13 protein-coding genes and 1 pseudogene are annotated in these 16,714 nt (G+C 70.9%); 9 read left to right on the forward strand and 5 right to left on the reverse strand.

What is annotated here, in order from left to right; all coding sequences use genetic code 11:
- A pseudogene (locus tag NJ376_RS18315) lies at nt 1-284 on the forward strand (transposase); the annotation flags it as partial.
- Between the two features lie 206 nt (nt 285-490).
- On the opposite strand, the gene NJ376_RS18320 reads toward NJ376_RS18315, so the two are convergent.
- Nucleotides 491-1,465: a S1C family serine protease gene (locus NJ376_RS18320; protein ID WP_252954730.1), complete on the reverse strand. Its 975-nt coding sequence runs from the start codon at nt 1,463-1,465 to the stop codon at nt 491-493.
- A gap of 94 nt (nt 1,466-1,559) precedes the next feature.
- On the opposite strand from NJ376_RS18320, the gene NJ376_RS18325 reads away from it, so the two are divergent.
- The 6 genes from NJ376_RS18325 (at nt 1,560) to NJ376_RS18350 (ending at nt 7,866) form a co-directional block, all read left to right on the forward strand.
- Nucleotides 1,560-2,189: a NeuD/PglB/VioB family sugar acetyltransferase gene (locus NJ376_RS18325; protein WP_252954731.1), complete on the forward strand. Its 630-nt coding sequence runs from the start codon at nt 1,560-1,562 to the stop codon at nt 2,187-2,189.
- A gap of 259 nt (nt 2,190-2,448) precedes the next feature.
- On the forward strand, nt 2,449-3,471 hold the full coding sequence (locus NJ376_RS18330; RefSeq protein ID WP_252954732.1) for a glycerophosphodiester phosphodiesterase family protein: 1,023 nt from the start codon (nt 2,449-2,451) through the stop codon (nt 3,469-3,471).
- A gap of 165 nt (nt 3,472-3,636) precedes the next feature.
- Nucleotides 3,637-4,635: an ABC transporter ATP-binding protein gene (locus NJ376_RS18335; protein ID WP_370288425.1), complete on the forward strand. Its 999-nt coding sequence runs from the start codon at nt 3,637-3,639 to the stop codon at nt 4,633-4,635.
- Nucleotides 4,636-4,653: 18 nt separating this feature from the next.
- A complete protein-coding gene (locus NJ376_RS18340) occupies nt 4,654-5,901 on the forward strand; it encodes an ABC transporter substrate-binding protein (protein WP_252954733.1) in 1,248 nt (415 codons plus the stop codon).
- 156 nt (nt 5,902-6,057) lie between these two features.
- Nucleotides 6,058-6,993 carry an ABC transporter permease gene (locus tag NJ376_RS18345; protein ID WP_252954734.1) on the forward strand — a complete coding sequence of 312 codons (936 nt, stop codon included), beginning with the start codon at nt 6,058-6,060 and terminating at the stop codon, nt 6,991-6,993.
- A gap of 3 nt (nt 6,994-6,996) precedes the next feature.
- Complete coding sequence (locus NJ376_RS18350; RefSeq protein WP_252954735.1) at nt 6,997-7,866, forward strand: ABC transporter permease; 870 nt, start codon at nt 6,997-6,999, stop codon at nt 7,864-7,866.
- Between the two features lie 88 nt (nt 7,867-7,954).
- Here the strand turns inward: NJ376_RS18350 and NJ376_RS18355 are convergent, their stop codons facing one another.
- Nucleotides 7,955-9,544: an ABC transporter substrate-binding protein gene (locus tag NJ376_RS18355; RefSeq protein WP_252954736.1), complete on the reverse strand. Its 1,590-nt coding sequence runs from the start codon at nt 9,542-9,544 to the stop codon at nt 7,955-7,957.
- A 190-nt stretch (nt 9,545-9,734) separates the two neighbouring features.
- The gene (locus tag NJ376_RS18360; RefSeq protein ID WP_256476438.1) at nt 9,735-10,622 is read right to left on the reverse strand and encodes a fumarylacetoacetate hydrolase family protein; all 888 of its coding nucleotides are present in this window, start codon (nt 10,620-10,622) and stop codon (nt 9,735-9,737) included.
- Between the two features lie 150 nt (nt 10,623-10,772).
- Here NJ376_RS18360 and NJ376_RS18370 point away from each other — a divergent pair, with 150 nt between their 5' ends.
- Nucleotides 10,773-11,018 carry a hypothetical protein gene (locus NJ376_RS18370; RefSeq protein ID WP_252954737.1) on the forward strand — a complete coding sequence of 82 codons (246 nt, stop codon included), beginning with the start codon at nt 10,773-10,775 and terminating at the stop codon, nt 11,016-11,018.
- Nucleotides 11,019-11,338: 320 nt separating this feature from the next.
- On the opposite strand, the gene NJ376_RS18375 is transcribed toward NJ376_RS18370, so the two are convergent.
- Entirely contained in the window at nt 11,339-13,387 is a 2,049-nt protein-coding gene (locus NJ376_RS18375; RefSeq protein ID WP_252954738.1) for a hydantoinase/oxoprolinase family protein, read from the reverse strand.
- Nucleotides 13,387-15,018, reverse strand: a complete 1,632-nt coding sequence (locus NJ376_RS18380; RefSeq protein ID WP_252954739.1) for a hydantoinase B/oxoprolinase family protein — start codon at nt 15,016-15,018, stop codon at nt 13,387-13,389. The genes NJ376_RS18375 and NJ376_RS18380 overlap by 1 nt, the downstream gene beginning before the upstream one ends.
- Before the next feature lie 115 nt (nt 15,019-15,133).
- On the opposite strand from NJ376_RS18380, the gene NJ376_RS18385 reads away from it, so the two are divergent.
- On the forward strand, nt 15,134-16,651 hold the full coding sequence (locus NJ376_RS18385; protein WP_252954740.1) for a glycosyltransferase family 39 protein: 1,518 nt from the start codon (nt 15,134-15,136) through the stop codon (nt 16,649-16,651).
- Nucleotides 16,652-16,714: the final 63 nt, after the last annotated feature.

The raw sequence follows: 16,714 nt of genomic DNA on the forward strand, positions 1-16,714 counted from the left end.
ATCGCCTCTGCTGCGCCTTCCGCCGCGCCATCCGCCACATGGGCAGCCTGCGCGCCATCATGCTGGCCAAGCGGCTGCGGCTGTTCAGCGCGCTCCCGGCGCCCGGCCAGCTCCTGCCGGATGAGGATTTGTCCGAAATCTACACCCCCATCCTCCAGCGCTTCGCGGCAGCCATGCTCCACCGCCTTTGGCACCCGCCCCGCGCCATCTGGCGCCTGCTGCACGACATGCACCGCTTCGCCGCCGGCCGCGCCCGCCTGGCGCGCTGGATGGAGCCGGCGTGATGCCCAGCTCAAGGGTTCCAAGGGCCCCTCGGCCCTTGGCGGGGAGGGCAGAGCGGCAGCGCCCCTCTGCTGCCGGGGGCCTGGCGCATGTCCGGTGCACATGCGTCCACCGGACATGCGCCAGGTCGTTGCTTGCGGATCAGATTCACGCCTGCGGGCGATGCCGCCCTACGGCGATCTGCTCCGGGGGCCGCGCCCCCGTTACCTCAATGCAGCCTGGGCGCCTTCAGGAAGCTCCTGCGGTCCACCGAGGCCAGCACGATTTCCCGCGCCACCCCCTGCCGGCTGATGCTCAGCCGCACCTTGGCCCCCGCATGGCCGGAGGCCCAGACCGCCCGCCACAGCCCCGTCAGCTCCGTCACCTTGGTGTCTCCCACGGCCGTCACCCGGTCGCCCTCGTGCAGCCCGGCCTTCTGCGCCGGCCCGCCGCGCGCCATGGAGGACACCACCACCCCTTCCTCATCCTCGGCCGCGTACAGCCCCAGCCAGGGCCTGGCCGGCTTGTTCGGCCGGCCGAAGCTCAGCAGATCCTCCAGCACCGGCGGCAGCAGGCTCGCCGGCACCACCATGTTGAGATCGACGCGCCGCCCCTTGCCGTCCTGCTGCTGCATGACAAGGGAGCCGATGCCCATCAGCCTGCCATCGCCGCCGATCAGCCCCGCCCCGCCCCAGGAGGGATGCGCCGGCGCGGTGAACAGCGCCTCCTCCAGCATGTATTCCCAGTATCCGGCGAATTCCTGCCGCGCCGCGACGGTGCAGCGCAGCGCATGCTTCCGCCCGCCGGCCGAGGCCAGCACGCAGACATCGCCCGGCTTCGGCGCCTCGCCGCTTTCCAGCGGCAGCGCCGGCAGGTCCAGCTTGCCGAGGGCCTGGATCAGCCCGAACCCGGTCTCGAAATCATAGGCCAGGGCGTGGCCCGGGATGGCGCGGCCGTCATGCGTCGTCAGCCAGATGGTTTCGGCCTCCGTCACCAGATAGCCGATGGTGGCGATCAGCCCGTCCGGCCGGATCACCACGCCGCTGCCGCCGCGCTCGGTGCCGAGGCTCTGGGCGGTGAAGGCATCCGCCGGCACCAGCGCCTTCACCCCGACGATCGAGCGCAGCGCCAGGTCGAGGTCGAAATCATGCTCCGTGGGATCGGGCTGGAGCTCCGGCGGAATTTCCCATTCGCTGCTGGCCATGCCGTGTCGTCCGCTCCGCCGCGTCTTGGGGTTCGGGCATTATATCGGGCCGATGGGCGCGGACGCCAATGCGGCGGGCGGATAAGGGCGGGCGATGGCGGAAAAGCTGGTGATTCTCGGTGCCGGCGGGCATGGCCGGGCGATTCGGGAGCTGCTGCGGGAGCTGCCGGGCTTCGCGCCGGTGGGGTTCGTCGATGCCCGGCCGCCGGGGCCGGAGATGCTCGGCCTGAAGGTGCTGGGCGACGAGGCGGCGCTGCCCGGGCTGCTGGCGGCCGGGGTGCGGACGGCGGTGGTGGCGCTGGGGGATGCCGCGGCGCGGGCCGCCGCCGCTGCCCGGCTGCAGGCCATGGGCTTCGCCCTGCCGGCGCTGCTGCACCCTTCCGCCATCCGGGCCGCCAGCGCGGCGGTGGAGGAGGGGGTGGTGGTGCTGCCGCGGGCGGTGCTGGGCGCCGCGGTGCGGGTCGGGCGGCTGGCCATCGTGAATACCGGCGCGATCCTGGAGCACGACGTGGCGGTCGGCCCGCTCGCCCATATCGGGCCCGGCGCGGTGCTGCCGGGCGGGGTGCGGGTGGGGGAGGGGGCGCTGGTCGGCGCCGGGGCGTGCTGCCGCCCCTATGTGACGATCGGCGCCCGGGCGGTGATCGGCGTCGGCGCCGCGGTGGTGGCGGATGTGCCGGAGGGGGCGGCGATGGGCGGCGTGCCGGCCCGTCCCCTGCCAAGCTGAGGGCCTCTCGCTCGGGCCGTTGCGCCCTGGCGGCGCCGTCCCGCGCCCGGCCCGGCGCGATGCCCGCCAGGGCCCGCCGGAAGGGGAGGTGGCTGGTCTTTCCTGGGATTGGTGCCGGAATTGTCTCGATTTCGGGCGCGATGTCAGGGAAACATCACAATTCTGTCCGATTGATTGGCCCGACAGCGAGACGGAACCGGCCTAGGAACGAACCGGCGGGCGCCGGCCAGGTGCCCGCAAGCCTGTTCGGAGAAGTGCCGTGCTGCTGAATCTGCTTCGATACGCTGCGCCGGGCCTGGTGGCCCTGATCGCCGGGGCGGCCACCGCCGCCCCACTCACCCCCAACACGCTGAGCGGCCAGCCGCCCCTGGTGATCAACCACCGCGGCGCCAGCGGCTACCTGCCGGAGGAGTCCATCCAGGCCTACCAGCTTGCCGTGCAGCAGCGGGTCGATTTCCTGGAAGGCGATGTCTACGTCACCAAGGACGGCGTCGCGGTCATGCTGCATGACGGCACGCTGAACGCCACCACCAATGTCGTCGCCTATGCCGCGACGCATCCCGAGATCGCCGCGCTGCGCTCCGCCAACGGCAGCTACGACGTCACCAAATTCACCTATGCCCAGCTGCAGGAGCTGACGGTCACCTACCGCAACGCCACCGGCTACGGCACCTACCGCGACGGCTACTACAACCCCGGCACCCACTACCAGATCGCCGCCCTGGCCCAGGTGGCGGACATGGCCTACCAGGCCTTCCTCGACACCGGGAAGAAGATGGGCATCTACCCGGAAGCCAAGCAGGGCGGCCTGCCGGTGGTGGACGCCATCCTCGCCGTGCTGAGCGACCCGAAATACAATGGCTACTTCGCCGCCGGGAACGGCACCGCCTTCCTGCAGTCCTTCGACCAAGGCCAGGTCGCCTACATGAACGGGAAGACGGACATCCCGGTGACGATGCTGGGCGTCTGCCCCGGCACCGCCGCGGCGGCGGCGCAGATCGCCACCTATGCCGACGGCATCGGCCCCTCCACCGGCCAGACCACCGCCGCCTGCGTCACCCGGGCGCACAACGCCGGGCTCTTTGTCCACCCCTACACTTTCCTGAACAACCCGACGCAGTACGAGACCTACTACAAGATGGGCGTCGACGGCGTGTTCACCAATTTCGGCCCGGTGGCGCAGGAGGTGCGCGACGCGCTCTTCCCGGTGCCGGAGCCGATGAGCCTCAGCCTGCTGGGCCTCGGCCTGGCCGGGCTGGTGGGCCTGCGCCGCCGCCGCTGAGCCGGCGGGCCGGGGCGGCAGCCCCGTCCCGGCCCTTCGGGGCTGCCCTTTCCCTGGGCAGATGCCTGCCGAAGCGGCCGGCGCCCGCCCGGAAGCCGGCCGCCGGCGCGGACCGAAGCTGGCACGCTACCTGCTAGCCCTCCGACGAGCGTCCCGTCGGGAGAGTTGAAGCTGTCCGTCGCCACCCTCCAGCGTCCCCGCGGCGCCGTCGAGTTCATCGGCGCCAGCAAGCGCTTCGGCGCCGCCACCGCCCTTGAGGCCCTCGACCTGCGGATCGCCGCCGGCACCTATTGCTGCCTGCTCGGCCCCTCCGGCTGCGGCAAGACCACGACGCTGCGCCTGCTGGCCGGGCACGAGACGCCGAGCAGCGGCGACATATTGCTGGACAACCAGGACATCACCCGCGCGCCGCCGGCGCAGCGCGGGACGGCGATGATGTTCCAGTCCTACGCGCTGTTCCCGCACCTCTCCTGCCTCGACAACGTCGCCTTCTCGCTGCGCATGAAGGGGATGCCGAAGGCGGAGCGGCACGGGCGCGCCATGGAGATGCTGCGGCTGGTGGAGATGGCGCCCTATGCGGAGCGGCTGCCGGCACAGCTTTCCGGCGGGCAGCAGCAGCGCGTGGCGCTGGCCCGCGCGCTGGTGACCAACCCGGCGGCGCTGCTGCTGGATGAGCCGCTCTCGGCGCTCGACCCCTTCCTGCGCGGCCGCGTCAGGGCGGAGCTGAAGCGGTTCCAGCGCGAGCTCGGCATCACCTTCGTGCATGTCACCCACAGCCAGGATGAGGCGATGGCGCTGGCCGACCTGGTGGTGCTGATGAGGGCTGGCCGCATCGAGCAGATGGGCACGCCCTTCGAGGTGTTCGACAGCCCGCGCACCGCCTTCGTCGCGCGCTTCATCGGCGGCCACAACGTCTTCCCGCTGGAGGGCGGCAGCATCGCGGTGCGCACGGATCGCACCCGCATCCTGCCGCTGGGCCAGGGCTACCCGGCCACGGTGCGCGGCGTGGAATACATGGGCACGGGCTTCGCCGTGACGCTCGCCGATGCGGCGGGGGAGGAGTTCACCGTGCTGCGCGAGACGGAAGAGGGCCTGGCCGCCGGCGAGACGGTGGGGCTGAGCTGGGATGCGCGCGACATGCGGCCGCTGGCCGCCGACGCGTAACGCAAGGGGAGACGAGGAATGGACGAGACCGCAAAGATCGGCCGCCGCGGCTTGCTGGCCGGCACCGCCCTGGCGCTGGCGGCGCCCGCGGTGCAGGCGCAGGGCGCCGTCACCCTGCGCTACGTCGGCACCGCGGTGAACCAGCACCAGGGCATCAGGGAGAAGGTGCGGCAGGATCTCGGCATCACGCTGGACTACATCCCCGTCACCTCGGACGATGTGGTGCGGCGGGCGGTGACGCAGCCGAACAGCTTCGACATCCTGGATTCCGAGTACTGGATGCTGAAGAAGATCGTCCCCTCGGGGAATCTCGTCGGCATGGATGCCAACGGCATCGCCAAGGTGGGCGAGATCACCCCGGTCTTCACCAAGGGCGAGATCGGCGGCCGGAAGATCGGCCTGCAGGGCACCGCGCCGAGCAAGGTGATGTACCTGCCGCAACAGAATGCCCGGACCTTCGCCAATGAGCCGACGCGCTGGCTGACCCTGATCCCGACCACCTACAATGCCGATACGCTCGGCATCCGGCCGGACCGGATCGGCCGGCCGATCGAGAGCTGGGCGGAGCTGCTGAACCCGGAGTTCAAGGGCAAGGCCAGCATCCTCAACATCCCCTCCATCGGCATCATGGACGCCGCGATGGTGGTGGAGGCGCTGGGCCAGCACAAATACGCCGACAAGGGCAACATGACCCGGGCGGAGATCGACCTGACCATGCGCGTGCTGACGGAAGCCAAGCGCGCTGGGCAGTTCCGCGCCTTCTGGAAGGACTTCAACGAGAGCGTGAACCTGATGGCCTCGGGCGAGACCGTCATCCAGTCCATGTGGTCGCCGGCGGTGACGGCCGTGCGCAGCAAGGGCGTGCCCTGCGTCTATCAGCCGCTGAAGGAGGGCTACCGCGCCTGGGCCGCGGGCTTCGGCCTGCCGAAGACGCTGACCGGGCGCAAGCTGGACGCGGCCTATGAGTTCATCAACTGGTTCCTCTCCGGCTGGGCGGGCGCCTTCCTGAACCGCCAGGGCTACTACTCCGCCGTGCTCTCCACCGCCCAGGCCAACATGCAGGCCTATGAGTGGGATTACTGGATGCTGGGCAAGCCGGCGGCGCAGGACATCAAGGCGCCGGACGGCACGGTGATGGAGAAGGCCGGCGCGGTGCGCGACGGCGGCAGCTACGAGGCGCGCATGGGCGCCGTCGCCTGCTGGAACGCGGTGATGGACGAGAACGACTACATGGTCAGGAAATGGAACGAGTTCATCGCCGCCTAGATCCCCACAACGTTGCTGCGCAACGCCGCGGGCCCTGCGGACTGTGCGGAGCAGCGTGTCGCACAGCCCGTCGCGGCGAAGCCGCGGCGGGACAACGGGTGGCGCAGGTTCTGATGGACGGCTTGCGATGAGCGGTTGTGTGGTGGAGAGGTTGGCATGACGGCGCAGGTGGAGAGCGTGCCCCTGGCGGCGGAGCAGGCCGCGCCGGCTGCCTCCGCGCCGCGCGTTCCGCGCGCGCCGCTGTGGCAGGCGGCACCGCTCGGGCTGGTGCTGCTGCTGTTCTTCGTGCTGCCGCTGCTGGCCACTGCGGTGGTCAGCTTCTGGGACTACACCGAGTATTCCCTGGTGCCGGACATCACCCTGCGGAATTACCGGGAGATGTTCGAGGGTTGCGCGGATGTCTCCGCCGGCGGCTGTACCACGCTGCGCACCTATCTCTCCACCTTCCGCCTGTGCGCTGAAGTGGCGCTGGTGACGGTGCCGCTCGGCTTCCTCGTCGCCTATTTCCTGGCTTTCCATGTGCGGGGGGAGGGGGTGCGGATGGCGCTGTTCCTGCTCTGCACCGCGCCCTTCCTCACCTCCAACGTCATCCGCATGGTTTCCTGGATCCCGCTGCTGGGGCGGGAGGGGGTGGTGAACCAGGCGCTGCTGGCGCTGCGCGTGGTGCAGCAGCCGCAGGACTGGCTGCTGTTTTCCGAGTTCTCGGTCGTGCTGGCCTTCATCCACCTCTACACGCTTTTCGTCGTGGTGCCGGTGTTCAACAGCCTGATGCGCATCGACCGAAGGCTGATCGAGGCGGCGCGGGATGCCGGCGCCTCCGCCTGGCAGACGCTCTGGCATGTGGTCATCCCGCTGGCCAAGCCCGGCATCGTCATCGGCGCCATCTTCGTCATCGTGCTGGTGATGGGGGATTTCGTGACTATCGGCGTCATGGGCGGGCAGCAGATCGCCTCGGTGGGCAAGGTGATCCAGGTGCAGATGTCCTACCTGCAATTCCCCGCCGCGGCGGCGCAGGCCATGGTGCTGCTGGCGCTGGTGCTGCTGATGATCGCGGTGCTGACGAAGCTGGTCGACATCAGGCGGGAGCTCTAGGGCATGGAGGATCGCCGGTCCTTCACCTTCTGGCTGCTCGCGGCGCTGTTCTCGCTGTTCCTGCTGTTCCTCTACGGGCCGACGCTGACCATCCTCGTCCTCTCCTTCCAGGGGCCGGAGGGGGGGCTGACCTTCCCGATGCAGGGCGCCTCCCTGCACTGGTACCGGGTGCTGTGGGAAGGGGTTGGCGTTGTCGATATCTGGTCGGCCTTCCGCCGCTCCGTCGCGCTCGGCCTGGTGGTGATGGTGCTGACGACGGCCATTGCGCTGGCCGCCGGCTATGCCTTCCGGCGGCGCTTTCCCGGCCAGGGGGCGCTGTTCCAGCTCAGCATCGCCAGCCTCATCGTGCCCTCCATCGTCGTCTCGCTGGGCATCGCGCTGGAATTCCGGCTGCTGGACGACACGGTGAAGGCGCTGGGCGAGGCCTACGACATCGCCTGGATCAATGAGGGCTACACCACGGCGATGGGGCTGTTCAGCTCCGGCCTCGGGGCGCATCTCACCTGGACGCTGCCCTTCGGCCTGCTGATCATGTTCGCCGTGTTCAACCGCTTCCCCGCGGCGCTGGAGGAGGCGGGGCGCGACCTGGGGGGAAGCCCGTGGCAGGTCTTCCGCCATGTGGTGCTGCCCCTGATCGGGCCGAGCCTGGTGGGCGTGGCGCTGTTCGGCTTCACGCTAAGCTGGGACGAGATCGCCCGCACCTCCCAGGCCATCGGCGACCGCAACACCCTGCCCCTGGAATTACAGGGGCTGACGACCACGGTGACGACGCCCGAGATCTACGCGCTCGGCACCCTCACCACCGGCGTTTCCGTGCTCGTGATCGGCACCGCCTTCGCCGCCATCGCACTCTGGCGCCGAGTGAGGCGCTGATCGCCCGACGGGTCCGAACTCCCGGTTTCCAAAGGCCTTTCGGCCTTCGGCGGGAGGGAGTTTGAGGGAGGGCAGCGCCCTCCCTCAATCACTTCCGCCGCACATTCCAGAACAGCGGCGAGTTCCCCTTCAGCACCCCTTCCAGCGAATCCCGATAGGCCGTGCGGATGAAGAACTCCCCGAGCGGCAGGACCGGCACCTGCTCGAAGCTCTCCTTCTGGATCTCGTCCGCCAGCCGCTTCTGCTCGGCCTCCGTGGCGGCCTGCAGCCATTGCGCCGCCAGCTCCTCCACCCGGTCGTTCCTGTACCAGCCGAACCAGCCCTGCGCGCCCTGGCCGCGGAGCGTGGCGTTCACCGCCGGGTTGAGGATGGAGACGCTGGCCCACCAGGTGTGGAAGATGCTCCAGCCGCCCTTCTCCACGGGCTCCCGGCTGGTGCGGCGCTGCACCACGCTGCCCCAGTCGGTTTCCACCAGCTCCACATTCATGCCGAGCTTGGTCAGCAGATCCGCCGTCACCTGGCCCATCGGTCCGATGGTCGGGAAGTCCGAGGGGTTGATGACGACGACCTTCTCGCCCTTGTAGCCCGCCGCCTGCAGCGCCGCCTTGGCGCGGTCGATGCTGCGCGGGCCCTGCAGCGCCTCGGCGCCCGTGGTGCTCTCATAGGGCGTGCCGCAGGGCCACATGGAGGGGCAGGGCTTGAAGGCTTCCGGGTCGTTGCCGGTGATGGCGCGCAGGTAGTCCTCCTGGTTCAGCGCCAGCAGCACCGCGCGGCGGATCGCCACGTTGTTGAAGGGCGGCTGCAGGTGGTTGAAGCGCGCCACGCCGACATAGCCGAGGGTGTTGGTGATATCGACCTTCACCCCGCGGGAGCGCCGCAGCAGCGGGGTGAGGTCGGCGTTGATCTGCTCCCACCAATCCACCTCGCCGGATTGCAGGGCGGCGGCGGCCGTCGCGCTGTCCGGGATGATGTGCCATTCGATGCGCTCGAACTGCGCGCGCTTGCCGCCGGTGGTGCGGGAAGGGGCTTCGGGGCGCGGATTGTAGCCCTCGAATCGGGCGTACACCGCGCGGCTGCCGGAGACGTATTCGTTGGCGACGAAGCGGAAGGGGCCGGAGCCCACCATCTCCGCCACCTGCTGGAAGGGGTCGGTCTTCGCCAGCCGCTCCGGCATGATGAAGGGGACGACGGCGGCGGGCTTGGCCAGTGCCTCCAGCAACATGGGGAAGGGGGATTTCAGGCGGATGCGGAGGGTGCGGTCATCCGCCGCCTCCCAGGCCTCCACCACCGCGCCGAGGGACTGGCCGAAGGTGTCGCGCTTGCTCCAGCGGGCGAGGCTCGCCGCGCAATCCCGGGCGAGGACCGGCGCGCCGTCATGGAAGCGCAGCCCCTCGCGCAGGCGGATCTGCCAGGTGTGGCCATCGGCGGAGACCTCGTGGCCCTCCGCCATCTGCGGCTGCAGTTTCAGGTCGTCGGTCAGGCCGTAGAGCGTGTCGAACACCGCCCAGCCATGCGCCTCGGTGACGGCGGCGGTGGTCCAGATGGGGTCCAGCGAGGTGAGGTTCGCCTGGGGGACGAAGCGCAGCACGCGGTCCCGGGCGGATTGGGCGATCGCCGGACCGGCGAGGCCCGTGGCGGCGAGGCCTGCGCTGGCCTGCAGCAGATGGCGGCGGTGCATCCGGCGTCCCCCTCTCTCCGGTGGCGAAAGGAAGGCTGCCAGCTTCGGCCGCGGAGGGGAACCGGAATGCGGGGAGGGACATCGCCCCGGCCAGGCGACATTGCCCGGGGCGTGGGCATGGGCGGCACGGGCTGCCGCCGCCTGTGGCATGGCGCCGCGCCGGGGGAGAAATCCCCGGCCCGGCTATGGCTCAGGCTTCCTTCACCACGTTGCGCAGGCGGCCGATGCCGTCGATCTCGGCCTCGATCACGTCGCCGGGCTTCAGGGTCTTGGGCGGCTGCATGGCGTAGCCGACGCCCTCCGGCGTGCCGGTGATGATGACGTCGCCGGGCTTCAGGGTGAAGCCGAGGGAGAGCTGGTGGATGATCTCCTTCACGTCGAAGATCATCTTGCTGGTGTGGCTGTCCTGCCGCTTCTCGCCGTTGATCCAGAGCCGGATGCCGGTGTTCAGCGCGTCAAGCTCCGCCGCCGGGATGATCCAGGGGCCGAGCGGGCAGGAGCGGTCCAGCGACTTGCCCTTGAACCACTGGCCGTAGCGGCGCTGCAGCTCCCGCCCCGTGATGTCGTTGCCGATGGTCCAGCCGAAGACGTGGGAGAGCGCGTCCTCCCGGCTGATATTGGCGCCTTCCTTGCCGATGATGGCGGCGAGCTCGACCTCGTAGTCCAGCCACTCCGTCACGCCGGTATGGGCGGGCACCCAATCCTCATGGGCGATGACGGTGTCCGGCGCCTTGGTGAAGAACTGCGGGTATTTCGGCAGCTCGGAATTGGTGATGCCGCGGGTGCGGTCGCCTTCCGCCACATGGTCCATGTAGTTGCGGCCGACGCAGAAGACGTTGCGGCGCGGCCGGGGGATGGGGGCCAGCAGGGTCCAGCCGCCGGCGGGCAGGATGGCGGCGGCGGGCGGGTTGGCGGCGAGCGCCCGGGCGGCGGCGAGGGCGGCCGGGCCGGCGTCAATCAGCGCCAGCATGTCGGATTGCGCGAGGCCCGCGGCGGCGAGGTCGAGCATCCGCCCATCCTCGAGCACGGCGCCGAGGCGGGTCCCCTTCGCGTCGGAGAAGGTGGCGAGCTTGGTCATGGGCGTTCCTCGCGGGAAGTCGGGAAGCAGAGGCAAGCCCGGCCGGGCGCGGAAGGCAAGCCCCTCGGGATCGTGATGCCCGGATCGATCCATCTTCCGGTTACCTGTCCCGGCCGGGCTTATGCACGGATAGGTTGAGGGAGGGGCGGCATGCAAACCCTGCGTTGCACCGCGGTGATGGCGCTGCTGGGCCTTTCGGCCTGTGCCGATGTGACGGGCGGCGAGGGCTGGAGCGTCAGCCGGGCGGCGGCGCAGAGCCTGCGCAAGCAGGGCTGCGGGAACAACGTGCTGGACAACCCGACCCTGGCGCATCGGATGATGACCGGCGGCACCGTGCCCGGCGGTGCCCCGGTGCTGGGCTGCGCGCTGCGGATGGGGAATTCGGGGCCGGGCTGACTTCCCCACGAAGTCGCTGCGCGCCTTCGCGGGGCCCCGGTGCGCTGTCCTTCCGGCGGCTCGCACAGCCTGCCGCGGCAAAGCCGCGGCAGGGCAACGGGCGGCCCGGTTCGGAGGGCGGGCTCAAGGGCCCAAGGGGTTGGACGCACGGCGCAACCCCTTCGCGGAAGGCTCCGAATGCGGCACTGCCGCAACCGGATCCGCCCTGAATACCGGGCTAGAGCAGATCGCGTTCAGATGGAATCATCTGAACGCGTGAAGCTGCTCGCAAAACAACGGCCTAGAGCATGCTGCGTGAGCGCAAGCGAACGCAGCATGCTCTAGGTCAGCGCGATATCCAGCCAACCCCGCCCATCCATCCGCGCCGCGTCTCCCGGCCGCAGCAGCACGGTGGTGGTGGCGCTTTCGATGAGGGCTGGGCCGGCGATCTCCTGTCCTGCTGCCAGGGCGTCGAAGCCAAAGACCGGCGCCTCCTGCACCATGCCGTCGATGGCGATGCGGCGGGTGCCGAGCGGGGCGGCAGGGCCGGATGCGCCCTCCCGCCGCGCCGCCTCGCCCATGGGCAGGGCGCCGACCACCGCGACCCGGGCATTGACCAGCACCACCTCCTCCTCCGGCAGATCATAGGTGAAGAGGGCGCGGTGGCGGGCATGGAAGGCGGCGCGGAGCTGGCCAGCCAGATCCGGCCCGTCCCAGGCGATGCCGTCCAGCGGCACGGCAATCTCGAAGACCTGCTCGCCATAGCGCATATCGGCGCTGCGCCGCGCCGTGACCTCGCCCTGGTACCAGCCCGCCATGCGGCTGCGGCCCTGGGATTCCAGGGAGTCGAACAGCCGGCGCAGCTCGGCATCCGCCGGGATGCCGCCGGCGCCGACCGCGCTCTGCGCCAACTCGTAGCGCAGATCGGTGTGCAGCATGCCCCAGGCGGAGAGCCCCGCGGCGAAGAGCGGCACGGCGGCGCGCTTCAGCCCCAGCTCCCGCGCCACCGCCGTGGCGTGCAGCCCGGCGGCACCACCGAAGGCCAGCAGCGCCGAGTCGCGCGGATCGACGCCGCGCCGCACCGTCGCCACGCGCACCCCGTCCGCCATTCGGGCATTGACCAGCGCATGGATGCCGGCGGCGCAATCCAGCGGCGGGATGCCGAGCTGCGCCGCCAGCCGCGCCACCGCCGCCTGCGCCGCCTCCAGATCCAGCGTCTTGGCGCCGCCGAGGAAATTTGCGGGGTCCAGATAGCCGAGGACGAGGTTGGCATCCGTCACGGTCGGCTCCGTCCCGCCCTGGCCGTAGCAGGCCGGGCCGGGCACGGCGCCGGCGGAGCGCGGACCGACCTGCAGGGTGCCCCCCGGGCCGAGATGGCCGATGGAGCCGCCGCCGGCGCCGAGCGTCACGATGTCGAGGCTCTCCAGGGCGATGCGCTCGCCCCCCACCTCGCGGCCGCGGCCCAGCGCCGCCTCGCCGCCGACGACCAGGGCGATGTCGGTGGAGGTGCCGCCCATGTCGAAGGTGATGAGGTCCTGGCCCAGCCCCTCCTTCGCCAGCGCCACGGCGGCGGCGACGCCGCCCGCGGGGCCGGACAGCGCCGTGCCGACGGCCAGCCGCGCCGCTTCCTCCACCGGGGCGATGCCGCCATGGGAGAGGATGACGAAGAGCGGTCCGGCATAGCCCGCCCCCTCCAGCCGCCCGGCCAGCTTCGCCAGGTAGCGGGAGACCACGGGGCCGACATAGGCATTCACCGCCGTGGTGGAGAAGCGCTCGAACTCCTTGATCTGCGGCAGCACCTCGGCGGAGGTGGTGACGAAGACGCCCGGCAGGGCGGCGCGCACCGCCTCGGCAGCCTGGTTCTCATGCACCGGCTGCGCCCAGGCATGGAGGAAGGCGATGGCGACCGCCTCCACCCCCTCCGCCTTCGCCGCCTCGATGGCGGCGGCGAGGGAGGCGGGGTCGAGCGGCGTCAGCACGCTGCCATCGGCGCGGAGCCGCTCCGCCACCGGCAGGCGCAGCCGGCGCGGCACCAGGGGCGCCGGCGCGGGCATGCGCATGTTGTAGCGCTCGGGCTTCAGCCCCTCCCGCATCTCGATGACGTCGCGGTGGCCCTCCGTGGTCAGCAGCGCCAGCCTGGCGCCCTTCTTCTCCAGCAGGGCGTTGGTGGCGACGGTGGTGCCATGGACGATGCGCTCGGTCCGCCCCAGCAGGGTGGCGAGGTCGAGGCCGAGCGCCTTGGCGAGATTCGCCAAGCCGTTCACCACGCCTTCCGACTGGTCCGCCGGGGTGGAGGCGGCCTTCGCCAGGGTCTGGCTGCCATCCGAGGCGATCCCCACCACATCGGGGAAGGTGCCGCCGACATCGATGCCGATCCGGTAGGTGAGCATCAGACCAGCCCCTCCGCCGCGTCCCGTTCCCGCGCCGCCGGGTCGCGCTTCGCCGGGTCGCCCCAGCCGCCGCCGCCGCCGGCTTCCACGATGACGCGGTCGCCGGGGTTGATGGTCAGGCCGACCTCCTTGGTCTTCAGCACCCGCTCCGTGCCATCCGTGCGGCGCAGCACATAGTGGTGGGGCTTGCCATCCTCCCCGCCGCACATGCCGGCGGCGCCATGGCGCACGCCATCGCCCGCGGTGTTGGCGCGGCAGGGGCCGTCGCTTTCCACCTTCAGGGAGAGGCGGCCGCCGAACCCGCCACGGAACTGCCCGTCCCCGGCCGAGCCGGGGCGGTACTCATGGCTCTCGAAGAGCAGGGGGAAGCGGGCCTCCGCCATTTCCACGCTGCCGAATTTCAGCCCGCCGGCGCTGTGCCATTCGCCGCTGGTGGACCAGCCATCGCCGCCGGCGGAGCCGCCACCGCCCGGCCGCGCCTGGAAGAGGTGCCAGACGAAGCGCCTGCCCGGGCGGCGGGCATCCTGGCCGGTGATGGCGACGCGGAAGCGCCGGCCCCAGCCGCCCATGGCGCGCTCCGGGCAGCAATGCTGCAGGGCGCGGATGATCGCCTCCACGATCTCGTTCGAGCAGTGGGAGGTGCACATGGTCACCGGCGCGCCGGGCTTCGCCCAGACCACGGTGCCTTCCCTGGCGATCACCTCGATGGGGCGGAAGGCGCCGTCATTCTTCGCCACCTCGGGATCCAGCAGGAAGGCGAAGGCCATCGCGACGGCGCTGCGCATGTTGGGATAGCTGGAATTGACGAAGCCGGTGGTCTGCGGATCGCTCTCCGAGAGATCGACCGTCAGGCTGTCCCCCTGCTTCACCACCCGGGCGCGGATCGCGACATCCACCCGGTCGAAGCCGTCATCGTCGAGGAAGGCCTCGCCGCGCCACTCCCCATCCGGCCAGGCGGCGAGGATGCGGCGGGCATGTTTCTCCGACAGGTCGAGGATGGCCGAGACCGCCGCCTCCAGCCCATCCGCGCCGTATTTCGCCAGCAGCGGCTTCAGGCGCTGCTCGCCGAGCCGGGCGGCGCCGATCATCGCCATGAGGTCGCCGGTGAAATCCCGTGGAATCCGGGTGTTGGTCGCCAGCATGCGGATGAGGTCGTCGCGCAGCGTGCCGCCCTCGCCCAGCCGGATGGGCGGGATGCGGACGCCTTCCTGCCAGATTTCCGTGGCCCCCGGGTTGTAACCCCCATGGGTGGCGCCACCGATATCCGAGTGATGAGCGCGGACCACGGACCAGAAGCGAAGGGCACTTTCGGCGAAGACGGGGATGACGATGGTGAGATCGGGCAGGTGGCTGCCGCCGAAATAGGGGTCGTTCAGCAGGTAGGTGTCGCCCTCCACCGGGTTCGGGAAGGCCTCGGCGATCGCCTTCGCCGCCCAGGGCATGGCGCCGACATGGACGGGGATGTGGTCCGCCTGCGCGACCAGCCGGCATTGCGCGTCGCACAGCGCAATGGAGAAGTCGCGGGAGGAATTGAGGATCTGGGAGTAGGAGGTGCGCAGCATCGCCTCCCCCATCTCCTCGACGATGGCGCGCAGCCGGTTGTCCAGCACGGCAAGGGTCACGGGGTCCATGGCAGGCAGGCTCGCCAAGGGGGGCGGGGGCGTCAAGCCGGGGCGGTGGCGAAACTCCGCTTTACCGGCCGGGGGCGCATGATAAGGGGGCGGAGATGTCGGGGGCGCCACGCGCATGGGCATGAGATTTCGCCGGGCGGCCCTGGCTGTGGCGGTGCCGCTGTTCCTGCTGCTGGCGGCGGTGGTGCTGCGATTCCTCGGCTTCTTCAACGCCGTCATCGACACGGATGAGGGGCTCTACTGGGTCCAGGCGAGGGAATGGCTGCAGGGCGGCTGGCCCTATATCGCCGCCTGGGACATGCACCCGGTGGGGGCGCCGGCGATGTTCGCCGTGGCGATCCTGGCCTTCGGGGAGGGGTTCGAGGCGATCAGGCTGCTCGCCGCGCTCTGCGTCGGGGCCACGGCCTGGGCCCTCTATGGCGCGGTGCGGGCGGTGGGCGGGTCGCGGCTGCTCGGGCTCGGGGCGGGGCTGGCCTATGCGGCGCATTCGGTGCGGCTGGGGGGCCTCGCCTCCAATACCGAGATCCTCTTCGCGCCGATGGTGGCGGCGGCCATGGCGCTGGGCCTGGCGGGGACGGCGCGGAGCCTGCGGCGCGGCGAGGGGCCGGGCTGGCCGGAATTGGTCGCGATGGGGCTGCTGATCGGCTCTGCCATGGTCATCAAGCCGGTGGTGGCGCCGGAGGGGTGCCTGGCCTTCGCCCTGCTGGTCTTCCCGGCGCTGGGGCGGCGGGTGCTGCCCTGGGGCAGGGCGCTGGCCATGGCGGCGGCCTATGCGCTGCTCTGCCTGACGCCGACGCTGCTGTTCGCCCTGGCCTATGCGCTGCACGGGCATCTGGAGGTCTTCATCGAGGGCAGCCTGCTGGCGCCCTTCCGCTACAGCCAGGGGCGGCTGGGGGCGCTGGAGAGCTTCCACCGCATCCTGGTGACGGTGCTGACCCTGACCTGGCCCTTCACCCTGGCCGCCATGGCGCTGTGGCGCTGGGGGGGGCGGCGGGGGCCGAGCGGCATGCTGGTGCGCATGGCGCTGCTGTGGCTCGCGGTCTCCTCCATCGCGGTGGCGGGGCCGGGCTATTTCTTCCCGCACTACTTCGTCATCTGGCTGCCACCGCTCTCCCTGCTGATGGCCATGGGAAGCTGGGCCATGGCGTCCCGCCTGCCCTCGCGCTGGCGGCGGCGGGGCTTCGTCGTCATCATCGCCGTGCTCGTCATCGGCTCCTGGCGCGCCGATGCCACTTTCCGCATCGACCGCGGCATCGGGCTGTTCGCGCCGGACCCGGTGCGGCAGGTGGCGGCGGAGGTCCGCTCGCGCATCGAGCCGGGCGAGCCGATCTGGGTCGTGAACTACCACCCGGCGGTCTATGTGCTGGCGGGCGCGGCGATCCCGACGCGCTTCGTCTTTCCGGCGCATCTGACGGGCAAGGAGTTCACCAGCATCTCCGGCGTCGATACGGATGAGGAGGTGGCGCGCATCCTCGGCACCTGGCCGCGCCTCATCGTCATCGACCGCGGCTGGTGGCCGAGCGTGCGGGAGACGGCGCAGGCCATGCTGGATGAGGTGCTGGAGCGCGACTACGAGCTGGTGGCGGAGGTGCCGGAGGAGCGCGGGCCGATCGAGATCTGGCGGCCACGCTAGATTTCCCCACGACGTCGCTGCGCGACGCCGCGGGGCCCCGGGTTACGGCCCAGGCGGGCGCTG

Source organism: Siccirubricoccus soli, from assembly GCF_024178315.1.
Taxonomy (GTDB): Bacteria; Pseudomonadota; Alphaproteobacteria; order Acetobacterales; family Acetobacteraceae; genus Siccirubricoccus; species Siccirubricoccus soli.